At 69.3% G+C, this 14,114-nt stretch carries 16 protein-coding genes; 9 read left to right on the top strand and 7 right to left on the bottom strand.

Annotated features, from left to right (window positions below; genetic code table 11):
• The first annotated feature begins 271 nt into the window (after positions 1–271).
• From KXR53_RS24215 to KXR53_RS24195, 5 genes are all read left to right on the top strand, one after another.
• Positions 272–415 (top strand): hypothetical protein, encoded by a 144-nt coding sequence (locus KXR53_RS24215; protein ID WP_437377849.1) that lies wholly within the window; start codon positions 272–274, stop codon positions 413–415.
• A gap of 26 nt (positions 416–441) precedes the next feature.
• Positions 442–1,503 (top strand): Gfo/Idh/MocA family protein, encoded by a 1,062-nt coding sequence (locus KXR53_RS24210; RefSeq protein ID WP_437377848.1) that lies wholly within the window; start codon positions 442–444, stop codon positions 1,501–1,503.
• A 61-nt stretch (positions 1,504–1,564) separates the two neighbouring features.
• On the top strand, positions 1,565–2,824 hold the full coding sequence (locus KXR53_RS24205) for an ABC transporter substrate-binding protein (protein WP_437377847.1): 1,260 nt from the start codon (positions 1,565–1,567) through the stop codon (positions 2,822–2,824).
• 205 nt (positions 2,825–3,029) lie between these two features.
• On the top strand, positions 3,030–3,962 hold the full coding sequence (locus KXR53_RS24200) for a carbohydrate ABC transporter permease (RefSeq protein WP_437377846.1): 933 nt from the start codon (positions 3,030–3,032) through the stop codon (positions 3,960–3,962).
• Between the two features lie 10 nt (positions 3,963–3,972).
• Positions 3,973–4,806 (top strand): carbohydrate ABC transporter permease, encoded by an 834-nt coding sequence (locus tag KXR53_RS24195; RefSeq protein WP_437377845.1) that lies wholly within the window; start codon positions 3,973–3,975, stop codon positions 4,804–4,806.
• Positions 4,807–4,960: 154 nt separating this feature from the next.
• Here the strand turns inward: KXR53_RS24195 and tauD are convergent, their stop codons facing one another.
• Genes tauD through tauA form a run of 4 tightly spaced genes read right to left on the bottom strand, consistent with a single transcriptional unit; the run spans position 4,961 to position 8,507 of the window.
• The gene (gene tauD / locus KXR53_RS24190) at positions 4,961–5,809 is read right to left on the bottom strand and encodes a taurine dioxygenase (RefSeq protein WP_437377844.1); all 849 of its coding nucleotides are present in this window, start codon (positions 5,807–5,809) and stop codon (positions 4,961–4,963) included.
• A 37-nt stretch (positions 5,810–5,846) separates the two neighbouring features.
• Positions 5,847–6,701 carry a taurine ABC transporter permease TauC gene (tauC, locus tag KXR53_RS24185; RefSeq protein ID WP_437377843.1) on the bottom strand — a complete coding sequence of 285 codons (855 nt, stop codon included), beginning with the start codon at positions 6,699–6,701 and terminating at the stop codon, positions 5,847–5,849.
• A 1-nt stretch (position 6,702) separates the two neighbouring features.
• The gene (gene tauB, locus KXR53_RS24180; protein ID WP_437377842.1) at positions 6,703–7,482 is read right to left on the bottom strand and encodes a taurine ABC transporter ATP-binding subunit; all 780 of its coding nucleotides are present in this window, start codon (positions 7,480–7,482) and stop codon (positions 6,703–6,705) included.
• A gap of 20 nt (positions 7,483–7,502) precedes the next feature.
• The gene (gene tauA, locus KXR53_RS24175; protein WP_437377841.1) at positions 7,503–8,507 is read right to left on the bottom strand and encodes a taurine ABC transporter substrate-binding protein; all 1,005 of its coding nucleotides are present in this window, start codon (positions 8,505–8,507) and stop codon (positions 7,503–7,505) included.
• Positions 8,508–8,955: 448 nt separating this feature from the next.
• Here tauA and KXR53_RS24170 point away from each other — a divergent pair, with 448 nt between their 5' ends.
• Positions 8,956–9,672 (top strand): M48 family metallopeptidase, encoded by a 717-nt coding sequence (locus tag KXR53_RS24170; RefSeq protein ID WP_437377840.1) that lies wholly within the window; start codon positions 8,956–8,958, stop codon positions 9,670–9,672.
• Complete coding sequence (locus tag KXR53_RS24165; RefSeq protein ID WP_437377839.1) at positions 9,665–10,888, top strand: multidrug effflux MFS transporter; 1,224 nt, start codon at positions 9,665–9,667, stop codon at positions 10,886–10,888. Before KXR53_RS24170 ends, KXR53_RS24165 begins: the two co-directional genes overlap by 8 nt.
• On the opposite strand, the gene KXR53_RS24160 is transcribed toward KXR53_RS24165, so the two are convergent.
• Complete coding sequence (locus KXR53_RS24160) at positions 10,851–11,147, bottom strand: YciI family protein (RefSeq protein WP_437377838.1); 297 nt, start codon at positions 11,145–11,147, stop codon at positions 10,851–10,853. The genes KXR53_RS24165 and KXR53_RS24160 overlap by 38 nt on opposite strands.
• A gap of 107 nt (positions 11,148–11,254) precedes the next feature.
• Here KXR53_RS24160 and KXR53_RS24155 point away from each other — a divergent pair, with 107 nt between their 5' ends.
• Together KXR53_RS24155 and KXR53_RS24150 are read left to right on the top strand one after the other, a co-directional pair.
• Complete coding sequence (locus KXR53_RS24155; RefSeq protein ID WP_437377837.1) at positions 11,255–12,031, top strand: SDR family NAD(P)-dependent oxidoreductase; 777 nt, start codon at positions 11,255–11,257, stop codon at positions 12,029–12,031.
• Positions 12,028–12,453 (top strand): metallopeptidase family protein, encoded by a 426-nt coding sequence (locus KXR53_RS24150; RefSeq protein ID WP_437377836.1) that lies wholly within the window; start codon positions 12,028–12,030, stop codon positions 12,451–12,453. The genes KXR53_RS24155 and KXR53_RS24150 overlap by 4 nt, the downstream gene beginning before the upstream one ends.
• On the opposite strand, the gene KXR53_RS24145 is transcribed toward KXR53_RS24150, so the two are convergent.
• Positions 12,450–12,905 (bottom strand): hypothetical protein, encoded by a 456-nt coding sequence (locus KXR53_RS24145; RefSeq protein ID WP_437377835.1) that lies wholly within the window; start codon positions 12,903–12,905, stop codon positions 12,450–12,452. The two genes, KXR53_RS24150 and KXR53_RS24145, sit on opposite strands and share 4 nt — an antisense overlap.
• A 74-nt stretch (positions 12,906–12,979) precedes the next feature.
• Positions 12,980–14,092, bottom strand: a complete 1,113-nt coding sequence (locus KXR53_RS24140) for an AI-2E family transporter (protein ID WP_437377834.1) — start codon at positions 14,090–14,092, stop codon at positions 12,980–12,982.
• Positions 14,093–14,114: the final 22 nt, after the last annotated feature.

Genomic DNA, 14,114 nt, shown 5'->3' with positions numbered 1-14,114 from the left:
CGATGGGAAAGGTCGGTCGTCATTCCGTCATGATCCGAATTTTATGGTGCGGCGCACCATGGCCGGGATGCCGATGCATCGTCTGCCGTGCGGCCTCGTCTCGTCTCGATTCTGCGTTTCCATCCCATCCGCCCAGCCATATTGTTTCGATTTCTCGGCAATCATCCGATTTTTCGGCCTTGACAGGGTCCACCCTAGCCGGTCTGATAAATTCGTAAAACGAAAAAATTATCGCTGTTCCCCTTGGACCCGGCGATCAGGGAGAAGACGCATGGACAGGCTGCGCTTCATCAGCAGCAGCGACCTGACCTCGGCGGCGACGGTGGTCATGACCATCCGGCCGGTGGCAATGTGCCTCCCGACGCAGCGCCGCTTCATCGCCGGCCCGACCACGGGGGCGGTGAAGGGGCGATGACCCTCTCGACACACGGAAAGACAAGCATGGGAACGGAAGCGAAGCTGCGCTGGGGCATTCTCGGGCCGGGGCGGATCGCCCAGGCCTTCGCCGGAGGGGTGGCCCGGTCGCGCACCGGGCGGCTGGTGGCGATCGGCACGCGCGATGCGACCAGGCCGGGCCTGGCGGACGCCTTCCCCGGCGCCCGGATCCATGCCGGATACGAGGCGCTGCTGGCCGACCCCGAGGTCGATGCCGTCTACATCGCCACGCCGCATCCGGCCCATGTGGCCTGGGGCGTGCGCGCCGCCGCGGCCGGCAAGCATGTGCTGTGCGAGAAGCCGATGGGCATCAATGCCGGCGAGGCGGCGGTGCTGGTCGACGCGGCCCGCCGCGCCGGGGTGTTCCTGGCCGAAGGCTACATGTACCGCGCCCATCCGCAGACCAAGCGGCTGGCGGAGCTGGTGCGGGGCGGTGCGATCGGCGAGGTGCGCATGATCCAGGCCAGCTTCGGCTTCGCCGCCAAGTTCAACCCCGATCACCGCCTGTTCGCCAACGACCTCGCGGGCGGCGGCATCCTCGATGTCGGCGGCTATCCGGTGTCGATCGCGCGCCTCGTCGCCGGCGCGGCCGCGGGCAAGCCCTTCCTCGATCCGGTGAAGATCGTGGGTGCCGGGCATCTCGGCCGCAGCGGGGTCGACGAATGGACGGCGGCGGTGCTGGAGTTTCCCGGCGGCGTCGTCGCCCAGGTGGCGACCGGGGTTTCGCTCGCCCTGGAGAACACGGTACGGATCTTCGGCACCGAGGGGCGGATCGAGGTCGCCTCGCCCTGGTTCTGCAGCGGCAAGGAGGGCGGCACCAGCACCATCGTCGTCACCCGCCCCGACGGCACGGCCGAGACGGTGACGATCGAGGAGCCGGGCTGGCTCTACGCCTTCGAGGCCGACGCCGTGGGCGACGCCGTGGCGGCGGGAGAGAGGGAATCCGCCTTCATGAGCCTGGCCGACAGCCTCGGCAACCTGAAGGCGATGGACGCCTGGCGGGCGGCGATCGGCCTCGAATACGGCATCGAGACGTCGGCGCGGCGCGCCGGCACAGCGGGGGGCTGATCGTCCCCCGTTCGGATCAACCCGCCGCCGATCAAGGCGGCGGGACGGGGAGGAGAAGACCATGAAGAGGATCCTGTCGGGCCTCGCGGCCCTCACCACCGCCGGTCTCCTGTCCGGCGCCGCCATGGCCGAGGTCACGGTCAAATGGCTGCACATCGAGCAGGCGCCGGCGACGGTGGCCTGGATGGAGGGCGTCGCCCGCGCCTATGAGGCGGCGCATCCCGGCGTCACCATCCAGATGCAGTATCTGGAGAACGAGGCCTACAAGGCCAAGCTGCCGACCACGCTGCAATCCGCCGACCGGCCGCACATCATCTACAGCTGGGGCGGCGGCGTGCTGCGCGACCAGATCAAGGCCGGGGTGATCGAGGACCTGACCGACGCCATGAAGGGCGAATGGGCCGACCGGATCAGCCCGGCCGCGCTCGAGGCCTTTACCGTCGACGGCCATGTCTGGGGCGTGCCGGTGCTGGCCTCGCAGGTCGGTCTCTGGTTCAACAAGCCGCTCGTCGCCAAGGCCGGGGTCAAGGTCGAGGACATCAAAACCTGGGACGACCTGCTGGCCGCGGTGAAGACGATCAAGGCCGCCGGCATCGTGCCGCTCGCCACCGGCGGTGCCGACAAATGGCCGATCCACTTCTACTGGACGCTGCTGGCCATGCGGATCGGCGGCAAGGCGGCGTTCCAGGCCGCCTACGACCAGTCCGGCGACGGCTTCGACGGGCCGGTCTTCGTCAAGGCCGGCGAGCATCTGAAGGAGCTGGCGGCGCTGGAGCCGTTCGAGCCCGGCTATCTCAGCCTGACCAGCCCGCAGGCCTCCGGCTATTTCGGCGACGGCAAGGCCGCGATGCATCTGATGGGCAACTGGGACTACCTGATCAGCAAGAAGAACAGCGCCTCGGGCAAGGGCATCCCGGACGAGGAGCTGGGCTGGATCCCGTTCCCGGTCGTCGAGGGCGGCGCCGGGCAGCCGACCGACGTGCTCGGCGGCGTCAATGGCTGGCTGGTGACCAAGGGGGCGCCGCCGGAAGCGGTCGACTTCCTGAAGTTCCTGACCAACAAGGAGAACCAGGAGAAGGCTGCGGAGCTCGGCCTCTACATCCCGGTGAACAAGGGCACGGCCGAGAAGCTGAAGAACCCGTATTTCCGGCAGATGGCGGAGAACATCGCCAAGGCCGGCTACTTCCAGGTGTTCTACGACCAGATGCTGGGCGCCAATGTCGGCCGGGTGGTGAACGACGTCACCACCGACATCGCCTCCGGCGCGACCGATCCCGAAGACGCGGCCGCCCAGGTCCAGGAAGCCTGGGAAATGCGGTGAGCTGGTTGGAGGCGATGGTGGGTTTTCGCGAGACGGGGCAGCGCCGCCCCCTCACCCTCCCATCGCCGTGCCGGCGATGGGCCCCTCCCTCTCCCCGAGGAGAGGGGATCCGGATGCCGCTCCCTCACCTCTCCTTGGGGAGAGGTCGAAATCGCGCAGCGATTTCGGGTGAGGGGGTGGCGCAGGCCGCGAAGGTCGAGCATCGATGACCGTCGCCGCGACAGCCCCGGCCTTCGACCGCGCTGCGGTTGCCCGGCGGCGCCGAATGGCGCTGCGGTCGCGGGTGGCGCCGGTGGTGCTGATGCTGGTGCCGGCTCTCGTCCTGTTCACGACCTTCGTGATCCTGCCGATGGGCGAGGCCGGCTTCTACAGCCTGTTCAAATGGAACGGCTATGGCAGCCCGCAGGACTTCGTCGGGCTCCGGAACTTCGAGCTGCTGCTGCGCAACCGCACCTTCTGGTCGGCGCTGACCAACACCGGGCTGATCATCCTGGTGTCGCTGGCGGTCCAGCTGCCGCTGGCGCTCGCCATGGCGCTGCTTCTGGCCGAGAAGCTGCGCGGCCGGGTGGCCTTCCGCATGGTGTTCTTCCTGCCCTACATCCTGGCCGAGGTGGCGACCGGGCTGATCTGGCAGTTCCTCTATGACGGCCGGTACGGCGCCGTGGCCCTGATCTGGAGCTGGTTCGGCGCCGGCACCGAGGCGCCCTTCGTCCTGGCCGACCGCGACCTGGCCATGGCGGCGGTGCTGCTGCTGGTGGTGTGGAAGTATTTCGGCTTCCACATGATGATCTACATCGCCGGCCTCCAGAACATTCCGCACGAGATCATCGACGCGGCCCGGATCGACGGCGCCTCTCCGTGGCAGATCGTGCGCCGGATCAAGATCCCGATGCTGTTCCCGACCATCCGCCTGTCGGTGTTCTTCGCCGTGGTCGGGGCGTTGCAGCTGTTCGACCTGGTGATGTCGCTGACCCGCGGCGGCCCGTCCAACGCCACCCATTCACTGGTCACCTATCTCTTCACCTTCGGCGTGATGCGGATGGAGGTCGGCTTCGGCAGCGCCGTCGGGGTGGTGCTGTTCCTGATCTGCGTCACCTTCTCGCTCGTCTACCGCCGCACCCTGATGCGGGGGGACTAGGAGGTTCCGAATGGCCGCGCCTGCGATCCGCCCTTCCGTCCTGCCGCAATACCTGGTCCTGCTCGCGGTCGCCGGCCTCGTGCTGGTGCCGCTGGTCGCGGCGGCGCTGGGCGGCTTCAAGACGCTGGGCGAGCTGCGGGTCAACCCGCTCGGCCTGCCGACCAGCTGGGACGGCGGGGTCTATTGGGAGATCCTGAGCTCGCAGCGGCTGTGGCGGATGCTGTTCAACTCCGCCGTCATCGCCGCCCTCACCGTCGGCCTGGTCCTGATCGTCGGCTCGATGGCGGCCTTCATCTTCGCCCATGTCGTGTTCTTCGGCAGCCGCATGCTGCTGAACTACCTGCTGCTGGGGCTGATGTTCCCGGCCGCGACGGCGATGCTGCCGCTGTTCATCCGGGTGCGCGACCTCGGCCTGCTCGACACCTATTGGGGCGTGGTGCTGCCGCAGGTGGCTTTCGGCCTCGGCATGGCGATCCTGATGCTGCGCGGCTTCTTCCGCCAGTTGCCCTACGAGCTGTGGGAGGCGGCGCGGGTCGATGGCTGCGGCTACTTCCAGTTCTACCTGCGGGTGACGCTGCCGCTGTCGCGCCCGATCCTGGCGACCGTGGCGGTCTTCTCTCTCGTGGCCAGCTGGAACAACTACATGCTGCCGCTGATCATGTTCAACGCGCCGGAGATGTATCCCTGGCCGCTCGGGATCATGAACTACCAGGGCGAGTACTCGACCGAATGGCACAAGATCCTGGCCTTCGTCACCCTGACCCTGGCGCCGGCGATCGTGTTCTTCCTGGTGGCCCAGCGCCACATCGTCGCCGGCCTGGCCAAGGGCGCGGTGAAGGGATAGGACGGCAGGCTCGGAGACCGTTTGGAAATGCGCTGGCGTGAGTCGGCTGGCGGTGGTTTCGAGAACCGGAGCGCAGCGGACGTGAAAGTCCGTGAGCACCGGAAGCGGAGGAACCGCCGCCAGACGGCCGCGCCAGTAGCATTTACAGACGGTCTCACACCGGCCGGTCGCCCAGGATGGTGGCCCGGTGCATCACGCGGCGGTGCGGCAGGTAGTCGGCCAGGGCGTAGTGCTGGGTGCAGCGGTTGTCCCAGAAGGCGACGTCGCCCGGCTTCCAGCGCCAGCGCACGGTGAATTCCGGCCGGGCGACATGCTCGAACAGGAAGCGCAGCACCGTGTCGCTCTCCCGGGTCGAGAAGCCGGTGATCCGGATGGTGAAGCCTTCGTTGACGAACAGGCCCTTGCGGCCGGTCACCGGATGGGTGCGCACCACCGGGTGGATCACCGGCGGGTTCCGGTCGCGCGCGATCTGCCAGCGCTCGCGCTCTTCCGGCGCCGTGAACCGCTCCGGCGGGAAGGATCTGGCGAAGTCGTGCAGCGCGGTCAGGCCGGTCAGGAAGCTCTGCCAGGGCGGCGACAGCGCCTCGAAGGCGGCGATGCTGCTGGACCAGGTGGTGTCGCCGCCGGAGGGCGGCAGCTCCTTCGCCGCCAGCACCGCGCCGAGGGGCGGGGTCTCGATGAAGGTGACGTCGGTGTGCCAGTTGTCATTGTCCGGCTGATTGCCCGGATGGGTGTCGAGGATGATGATCTCCGGCACCTCCGCGACATGCGGGTAGACTGGATGAACGTGCAGCGGGCCGAAGCGGGCGGCGAAGTCGCGTTGCGCCGCCGGGGTCAGCTCCTGGCCTTCGAAGAACAGCACATGGTGCTGCAGCAGCGCGCGGTTGATCGCGGCGATGGTGGCATCGCTCAGCGGCTGCGCCAGGTCGATGCCGCGCACCACGGCGCCGATGGCGGGGTTCAGGGGCTGGATCGAGAAGAGAGTCGACAGGCTGTCGGGCATGGCGGGCCTCTCTGTTTGCGTTGGTGTCGGATGGGTCTCAGACGCGCCCGTGCCAGGGCGTCAGCCGGCGCTGCAACAGGCGCAGCAGGACTTCCAGCAGGAAGGCGATCGCGGCGATCACCAGGATGCCCAGCACCACCACGTCGGTGACCAGGAACTGGGCCGCGCTCTGGATCATGAAGCCGAGGCCGCTGGTGGCGGCGACCAGCTCGGCCGCCACCAGGGTGGACCAACCGACGCCGAGGCCGATGCGCACCCCGGTCAGGATCTCCGGCAGCGCGTTCGGCAGGATGACGTGGCGCAGCAGCTGCGCCCGGGTGGCGCCGAGCGCGCGGGCGGCGCGCAGCCGGTCGGGCGGCACCCCGCGCACGCCGGCCGCGGTCGAGATCGCGATCGGGGCGAAGATGGCGAGGAAGATCACCAGCACCTTCGAGGTCTCGCCGATGCCGAACCAGATCACGATCAGCGGCAGATAGGCGAGCGGCGGAATCGGCCGGTAAAACTCGATCAGCGGGTCCAGCACGCCGCGAACCACCCGGCTGGCGCCGATGGCGATCCCGACCGGCACCGCGACCAGGATGGCCAGCGCCAGGGCGGCGAAGACGCGGCCCAGGCTGGCCGCCAGATGCTGCAGAAGGGTCGCGTCGGCAAAGCCGTTGACGGCGACGGTGACGAGCTTGCCGAGCACCGCCTGCGGCGTCGGCAGGAAGAGAGGCGGGACGAGGCCGAGATTGGAGACGAGCCCCCATGAGAAGAGGAGGCCCGCCGCCGTGGCGAGGCTGATCAGCCTCGTCCCGCGGCCCATTCGTTTCCTGGGGCGCCGCTGCCGCGGGATCGGCCCCTTGCTTGCAGCAGGGGACGGCGCCGGTTTCTGGAGCGCGAGATCCGCCAAGTCAGGCCGCCTCGCGCTCAAAGATCAGATCCATCACCCGCTCGCGCAGGGCGATGAAGCTCGGATCGGATTTGATCCGGCGGGCCGGCTCGCCGGTACAGTAGCGGCGGCCGAAATCGAGCCGCAGCTCCTCGACGATGCGGCCGGGCCGCGGCGACATCATGATCAGCCGGGTCGCCAGGAACAGCGCCTCCTCGATGCTGTGGGTGATCAGGAACAGGCTCTTGCCGGTCCGGTGCCACAGGTCCAGCAGCAATTCCTGCATCCGTTCCCGCGTCAGCGCGTCGAGCGCGCCGAGCGGCTCGTCCAGCAGCAGCACCTCCGGGTCGGCGGCCAGCGCGCGGGCCAGGCCGACCCGCTGGCGCATGCCGCCCGACAGCTGCCACAGCCGCTGCCGCTCGAAACCTTCGAGGCCGACCAGCCGCAGGATGCGGCGGGCGCGGTCGTCGCGTTCGGCCGGCGGCACGCCGCGCAGCCTGAGCGCGAAGCCGACATTGCCCAGCACGTCGAGCCAGGGGAACAGGGCGTCGTCCTGGAAGACGACGCCCCGCTCCACCCCGGGGCCGGTCACACGAACGCCGCCGAGTGTGACCGCCCCCGTCTCCGGCGCCAGGAAGCCCGCCATCAAGTTCAGCAGCGTGGTCTTGCCGCATCCCGACCGGCCGAGGGCGACGACGAACTCGCCCGGCTCGATCGCGAGGGTGAGCCGATCCAGCGCGCGGATGTCGCCATCCGCCGAAGGATAGGTCACCGAGACGGCCTCCACCGCCAGAACCGACATGGGTCCTCCTGCCGCCCTGTTCAGTTCGCCGCCGTCGTGGCGGCGACGAAATGGGCGTCGATGTAAGGCGCGTAGTCCGCCAGCGCCTGGTCAATCTTGCCCTGCTCCTCCAGAAATGCGGCCGTGGCCGCGATCGCCTTGGCCGTGCCGCCGCCCAGCAGGGCGGGGCCGGCCTGCTCCGCCTTCACCGGGAAGACGCTGCCCTGCAGCAGGGCCGGGATCTCCTCCGGCTTCGCCCCGGTCAGCCGGGCGATCTTGGCGACCTCCTCGGACTCCGCGCCCCAGGCCTGCGGGTCGGCGCGATAGGCGGCGTGCTCCCGCAGCGTCACGTCGACGAAGGCCTGCACCGCCTCGGGATGCGCCGCGATCAGGTCGGCCCGGGCGATCCAGGCGTCGAAGGTCGGCGCTCCCCAGGCGGCGACCTCGGCCGAGGTCGCGAGGACCTTGCCGCTTTCCTTGATCCTGCCCAGTGCTGGGGCCCAGACATAGGCGGCGTCGATATCGCCGCGCAGCCAGGCCGCCGCGATCTCCGGCGGCCGCAGGTTCAGGATCCGGACCGAGCCGGGGTCGATGCTCCAATGCTTCAGCGCCGCCAGCAGGCTGTAATGGGTGGTCGAGACGAAGGGCACGGCGACCGCCTTGCCGACCAGGTCGGCCGGCTTGCCGATGCCGGCGCCGTTGCGCACCACCAGCGCCTCGGCGGCGCCGATCTCGGCGGCGACCAGGATGGTGCGGATCGGCAGCTCGCGGCTGGCCGCGGCGGCCAGCGGGCTCGACCCGACATAGCCGATCTGGATCGCGCCGGAGGCGATGGCGGCGACGACGTCGGCGCCGCTGTCGAATTTGCGCCATTCGACCGGGCGGCCGATCGCCTTCTCGTACAGGCCGTCCGCCTGGGCCACCTTCGACGGCTCCGCCGTGCTCTGATAGCCGATGGTCAGCGCCTCCTCGGCGCGGGCGTGGCTGCCGATGACGATGGCGGCCGCACCGGCCAAAAGGGACCATCGCAGAATCTGGACGAGCATTCGGACTTGTCCTCGAACGGGCGGGCGCACGCTCAGGGCCGGTCGCGCATCGATACCGATCAGGGGGCGCGGATCAGACGGCCGGGGCGCCGTTATGGAACGGGCGAAAGGGGGAGACTCAGGCTTGGCCGCGACAGCCGACCGGGCAGAGGCAACGGACCGAGGGCCGGCCGCTGGGATCGCAGAAGAGAGGCATGGGCTTCGACTCCTCGAGACCACGAACCCGGTCGTGGCGCTTAGCGTTTGGTGACGCGGCGCAAGCTTCACGGAAAATTGCCGCGGTGCGATCCCGGACGGAACCGACGAGGATGAGGGTTTCACAGCTCCGCGAACGAAGTCAACATGTTTAACCATCAACATGAGTGATTCGTGGAATAAATTACTTGAAATCATGGTATTTATCGCAAGCACGATTCCCCTCCGGCTTCGGCCCGTCTATGGTCCGGCCATGCCCAGCCGGACCCGCACCAAGGCACCCCCCGCCCTTCTTGCCGTCACCGGCCTCGACCGGCCGGTGACGCTGCGCCGCAATGCCCGGGCGCGGCGCCTTTCGCTGCGACTCGACCCGGCTCTCGGCGAGGTGATCGTGGTGGCGCCACCGCGGGTGCCGGCGCAGGTGATCGCGGATTTCGTCAACCGCCACGCCGACTGGGTGCGCCGCCGCCGCGCCGCTATGCCGGGCCGGACATCGTTCCTGCCCGGAGCCGAGGTCCCGATCCTCGGTTCTCTGCATAAAATCATACATGACCCCATGGCCGGCCGCACCGTGCGAATCGGGCCCGGCGAGCTGCGGATCGGTGGCCCGGCCGAGCATGTGGGCGCCCGCCTCGCCGCCTGGCTGAAGGCGGAGGCGCGGCGCCAGCTCCTGGCCCGCAGCCGGGCGATGGCGCTCAAGCTCGGCGTCACTGTCACCGCGGTGACGGTGCGCGACACCCGCAGCCGCTGGGGCAGTTGCGCCTCCAGCGGCCGGCTCAGCTATTCCTGGCGCCTGCTGCTGGCGCCCGAACCGGTGCTGGACTATGTGGTCGCGCACGAGGTCGCGCATCTGGTCGAAATGAACCATTCGCCGCGCTTCTGGGCCGTGGTCGACCGGCTGCATCCAGAGGCAGACCGCTGCCGGGCCTGGCTGAAGGCCAAGGGACAGGACCTGCATCTCTATGGCTGACAGGGCCGTCGGGGGCATGCGGCCCTCCGCCATCATCGCCGTCGTCCTGACGCTCTTGACCGGCTTCGGGCCGATGTCGACGGATCTCTACCTGCCATCGCTGCCGGCGCTGGTGACCGCCTTCGGCAGCGACGTAGCCACGGTGCAGCTCACGCTGAGCGTGTTCCTGGTCGGCTTCGCCGTGGCGCAGCTGGTCTACGGCCCGGTCTCCGACCGCTTCGGCCGGCGGCCGGCGATCCTGGCCGGCGTCGTCCTGTTCACCATGGCCAGCATCGCCTGCGCCCTCGCGACCTCGATCGAGATGCTGATCCTGTGCCGCTTCCTGCAGGCGCTCGGCGCCTGCTGCGGCCCGGTGCTGGGCCGCGCCGTGGTGCGCGACCTGTACGGTCCGGACCGCGCGGCCCGCATTCTCGCCTATATGTCGATGGCCATGGCGCTGGCGCCGGCGATCGGGCCGATTATCGGCGGCGTGCTGCAGGAGGCCTTCGGCTGGCGGGCGAATTTCTGGGTGCTGGTCGGCTTCGGCGCCCTGATGCTGGCCTCGGTGCTGGCGCTGCTGGGCGAGAGCAACCGGCACCGCGACCCGCTCGCCACCAGCCCGACCCGCCTGGCCCGCAACTACGGCGCGCTGCTGCGGCATCGCCGCTATATCGGCTATGTCATGATCGTCGCCTGCGGCTACAGCGCGATCTTCACCTTCATCTCCGGCTCGTCCTTCGTGCTCTCCGGCATGCTCGGCCTGTCGCCGCCGGTTTACGGCGCCTGCTTCGGCGCGGTCGTCGCCGGCTACATGCTCGGCACCTTCGGCTCCGGCCGGCTGACGCTGCGGCTCGGCATCGACCGGATGATCGCGGCGGGCACGCTGGTGATGCTGGCCGGCGCCGCGGCCATGGCCGGTCTGGCCGGCGCCGGCGTCTTCACCGTCTGGGCGGTGGTCGCGCCCTTCTTCCTGGTCATGATCGGCGTCGGCCTGACCCTGCCCAACGCCATCGCCGGCGCGATCGGCCCGTTCCCGACCATGGCCGGCACCGCCTCGGCGCTGATGGGCTTCATCCAGATGACGCTGGCGGCCCTGGTCGGCATCGCCATCGGCCATGCCACCGGCAGCGACGCGCTGCCGATGGCGGCCGCGGTGCTGCTGACGACGCTCGGCGCGCTGGCGGCGTTCCGGCTGCTGGTCAGGCCTTCGATGGCACCGCCACCCGGAACGGCTTGATCTCAATGTCGCGCCACACCCCGCCGGTGACATAGGGGTCGGCGGCGAGGAGCGCGTCCAGCGCCGCCCGGTCCGGCAGATCGTAGATCACGGCGGAGCCGACCATTCGGCCCCCGTCGTCCAGGATCGCACCGCCGGCGATCATGACGCCGTCCTCCGCCTGCTTGCGGGCGCCGGCCAGATGCTGCTCGCGCACCGCCAGGCGCCGGGCCGGCGCTTCGGCGTCGGTGCCGTCCTTCGCGATCACCAGGAACTGCATCGCATTCTCCCCTTCAGCGGTTCAGGCGCATCATAGCGGCGTTCGGCCCGGTGCAACCAGCGCGGCGATCTGCTACCCAGGGATAGGACATTCGGGTGGAGGACGGCATGAAGGTCGAGGGGCTGGCGGCGGTGGTCACCGGGGCGGGGTCGGGCATGGGGGCGGCGACCGCCCGGGCCCTGGCCGCGGCCGGGGCGAAGGTGGCGCTCTTTGACCTCAACCGCGACGCGGCGGAGGCGGTGGCGCGCGAGATCGGCGGCCTCGCCATTGCCTGTGACGTCGGCGACGGCGAGTCGGTCGCCGCGGCGCTGGAGCAGGCCCGGGCGGCGCACGGCACGGCGCGGATCGCCGTGGCCTGCGCCGGCATCGCCCCGGGCGCCCGCCTGGTCGGCCGCGACGGGCCGCACGACCCGGCGCTGTTCGAGCGGGTGATCCGGGTCAACCTCCTCGGCACCTTCCATCTGCTGCGCCTGACCGCCGCGGCCATGGCGGCGGAGGATCCGCTGCCGGAGACGGCCAGCGCCTCGGGCGAGCGTGGCCTGTTCGTCGCAACAGCCTCGGTCGCGGCCTATGAGGGCCAGGTCGGCCAGGTCGCCTATTCCGCCTCCAAGGGCGGGGTGGTCGGGCTGACCCTGCCGGCGGCGCGCGAGCTGGCGAAGAGCAGCATCCGGGTGATGACCGTGGCGCCGGGGCTGATCGGCACGCCGATGATCCAGGCCATGCCGCAGCAGGTGCAGGACAGCCTGATCGCCACCACCTTGTTCCCGCAGCGTCTGGGCCGGCCGGAGGAGTTCGCCCAGCTCGTCCTCCACATCGCCGCCAACGAGATGCTGAACGGCTCGGTCATCCGCCTCGACGGCGCCGTGCGGCTGGCCCCGCGATGAGCGCGTCCCGGACACCGCCACCGGGCTTCACTGCCCCGCCGTCGATCGACGATCTGATCGAGCTGGCGGAGGAGGGGTTCGAGCGCATCCCGGCGCGGCTGCGCGCCATGGTCCGTGGCGTCGCCATCCAGGTCGTCGACTTTCCGGACGACGACACGCTGGACGAGATGGGTCTGGAAAGCCCGTTCGACCTGCTCGGCCTCTACACCGGCACGCCCTTCGGGCAGAAGACCTTCGCGATCGCGACCAGGCCCGACATGATCTTCCTCTACCGCCGCCCGATCCTCGACTACTGGTGCGAGACCGGCGAGGATCTGGGCCATGTCGTCCGCCACGTGCTGATCCACGAGATCGGCCACCATTTCGGCTTCTCCGACGAGGACATGGAGGCGCTGGAGCGGGAGGCGGACCAGGAGGGTTAGGGGTCTGGAAACCGCTTCTGAAGGTGGTCGCGGGCGGCGGCGTTCAGGCGGTTGAAATACTCCACGAGTTGGTCGCAATCCGGCGTTGTGCCGAAGCAGCTGACCTGCATCGTCATGAACCAGGAGCCGCTGCCGTCGCGGTATGCCTGGCGGCAGACCGCGGTCGGATAGGCCGGATGGGTGGGGGTGGTGAAGCTCCACAGCACCAGTCCCGTGGCATCGATGAATGTCTGATAGTCGCGAGTCCTGGGCACGAGCCGATACATCGGATCCCGCCGCATGCGATCGTGCAGGATCTTGATGGACTCTCCCAGCTGTTCGGAGGCGATGCGGTCCCCGGCTAGGCCGAAATCGATGAAAGACTGCTCGCAAAGCTGTTGGGCTCCCGCTGGGGAAGCGCAGAAAATGACGGCAGCGATGAGCCCGAATATCGAAACGCTCGTTCTCAACATTTCAAGAAATCCGTCGCAGCGAATGTCACGACGATATCAGGCTCCTGGGGCTCGTCAGAATCCAATCTTGAGGGCTACCCCTCCAGCAGATGGCCGAAGGCGCGCAGGGGGCGGACGCGGTCGCAGACGATCTTGATGATCGCCAGCATCGGCACCGCCAGGATGGCGCCGGGCACGCCCCACATCCAGTACCAGAAGATCAGCGCCAGGATCACCACCACCGGGTTGATGGTGAAGCGCCGCGCCAGCACGGTCGGGGTGATCCATTCGCCCTCGGCAATATGGATGCCGAGATAGAGCAGACCGGGCAGCGCCGCGATCCAGGCCGGTCCCTCGGCCACCAGCCCGACCGCCAGGAACAGCACGATCCCCAGGATCGGCCCGAGGATCGGCACGAAGTTGAGGCAGAAGGCGACGGCGCCCCACAGCACCGGCGCCGGGATGCCGCAGGCCCACATCACCAGCCCCGTTGCCACGCCGACCAGGGCGTTGATCACGGTCACGGTGAGGAGATAGGAGGACAGGTCGCGTTCGATCTGCAGCGAGATCGACACCGCCTCCCGCTTCTCCACGAAGGTCGGCAGGATCTCGACGAAGCGGCGCAGGAAGGTTTCGCCGAACACCAGCAGGTAGAACAGGATCAGCAGCGTCGCGAACAGATGCGAGGCGATCAGGCCGGTGCCGGCGAAGACCGCCGTGACGATATCGGTCGGGTGCTCCAGCAGCGTGCCGGCGTCACCGAAGCGCACGCCCATGTTTTCGAGCCGGGCCACGAAGGTCTGCAGCGGTTCGGCCAAAGAGGCGAGCTTCGCCCGCAGCGCCGGCCATTCATTCGGCAGGTTGCCGGCCCATTCCGCGGCCGGGCTGGTCAGCAGCGTGCCGACGCCGATCACGATCAGCAGCAGCACCGCGATCGCCGCCAGCGACGCGATGGCCCGCGGCACGCTCAGCCGCTCCAGCACGCGCACCAGCGGCTGCAGCAGCAGCTTCAGCACAACCGCCAGCACCACCGGCAGCACGATGTCGCGGGCGAGCGACAGCGCGGCGAGCACGGCGAGGAGGCAGAGGACCCCGAGGAACACCGTCTTCGGATCGTCCGGCAGCGGCATCTCCGGGATATGGCCGTTGCCGTTGCGGCTGTTCGGCGCCGGGGCTTCGGTCGGCACCTTCGGCTGGTCGAGATTCATCTGGGGTCGGTCCTGCGGCGAA

Source organism: Inquilinus limosus (assembly GCF_051487185.1).
GTDB lineage: Bacteria > Pseudomonadota > Alphaproteobacteria > DSM-16000 > Inquilinaceae > Inquilinus > Inquilinus limosus_F.
This window is presented reverse-complemented; position numbering and strand designations above follow the sequence as displayed.

Bases quoted from the DNA above. Each gene is read 5' to 3' on its own strand.
- KXR53_RS24215 (WP_437377849.1), top strand. From the start codon at position 272: ATGGACAGGCTGCGCTTCATCAGCAGCAGCGACCTGACCTCGGCGGCG.
- KXR53_RS24210 (WP_437377848.1), top strand. From the start codon at position 442: ATGGGAACGGAAGCGAAGCTGCGCTGGGGCATTCTCGGGCCGGGGCGG.
- KXR53_RS24205 (WP_437377847.1), top strand. From the start codon at position 1,565: ATGAAGAGGATCCTGTCGGGCCTCGCGGCCCTCACCACCGCCGGTCTC.
- KXR53_RS24200 (WP_437377846.1), top strand. From the start codon at position 3,030: ATGACCGTCGCCGCGACAGCCCCGGCCTTCGACCGCGCTGCGGTTGCC.
- KXR53_RS24195 (WP_437377845.1), top strand. From the start codon at position 3,973: ATGGCCGCGCCTGCGATCCGCCCTTCCGTCCTGCCGCAATACCTGGTC.
- tauD (WP_437377844.1), bottom strand. From the start codon at position 5,809: ATGCCCGACAGCCTGTCGACTCTCTTCTCGATCCAGCCCCTGAACCCC.
- tauB (WP_437377842.1), bottom strand. From the start codon at position 7,482: ATGTCGGTTCTGGCGGTGGAGGCCGTCTCGGTGACCTATCCTTCGGCG.
- tauA (WP_437377841.1), bottom strand. From the start codon at position 8,507: ATGCTCGTCCAGATTCTGCGATGGTCCCTTTTGGCCGGTGCGGCCGCC.
- KXR53_RS24170 (WP_437377840.1), top strand. From the start codon at position 8,956: ATGCCCAGCCGGACCCGCACCAAGGCACCCCCCGCCCTTCTTGCCGTC.
- KXR53_RS24165 (WP_437377839.1), top strand. From the start codon at position 9,665: ATGGCTGACAGGGCCGTCGGGGGCATGCGGCCCTCCGCCATCATCGCC.
- KXR53_RS24160 (WP_437377838.1), bottom strand. From the start codon at position 11,147: ATGCAGTTCCTGGTGATCGCGAAGGACGGCACCGACGCCGAAGCGCCG.
- KXR53_RS24155 (WP_437377837.1), top strand. From the start codon at position 11,255: ATGAAGGTCGAGGGGCTGGCGGCGGTGGTCACCGGGGCGGGGTCGGGC.
- KXR53_RS24150 (WP_437377836.1), top strand. From the start codon at position 12,028: ATGAGCGCGTCCCGGACACCGCCACCGGGCTTCACTGCCCCGCCGTCG.
- KXR53_RS24145 (WP_437377835.1), bottom strand. From the start codon at position 12,905: ATGTTGAGAACGAGCGTTTCGATATTCGGGCTCATCGCTGCCGTCATT.
- KXR53_RS24140 (WP_437377834.1), bottom strand. From the start codon at position 14,092: ATGAATCTCGACCAGCCGAAGGTGCCGACCGAAGCCCCGGCGCCGAAC.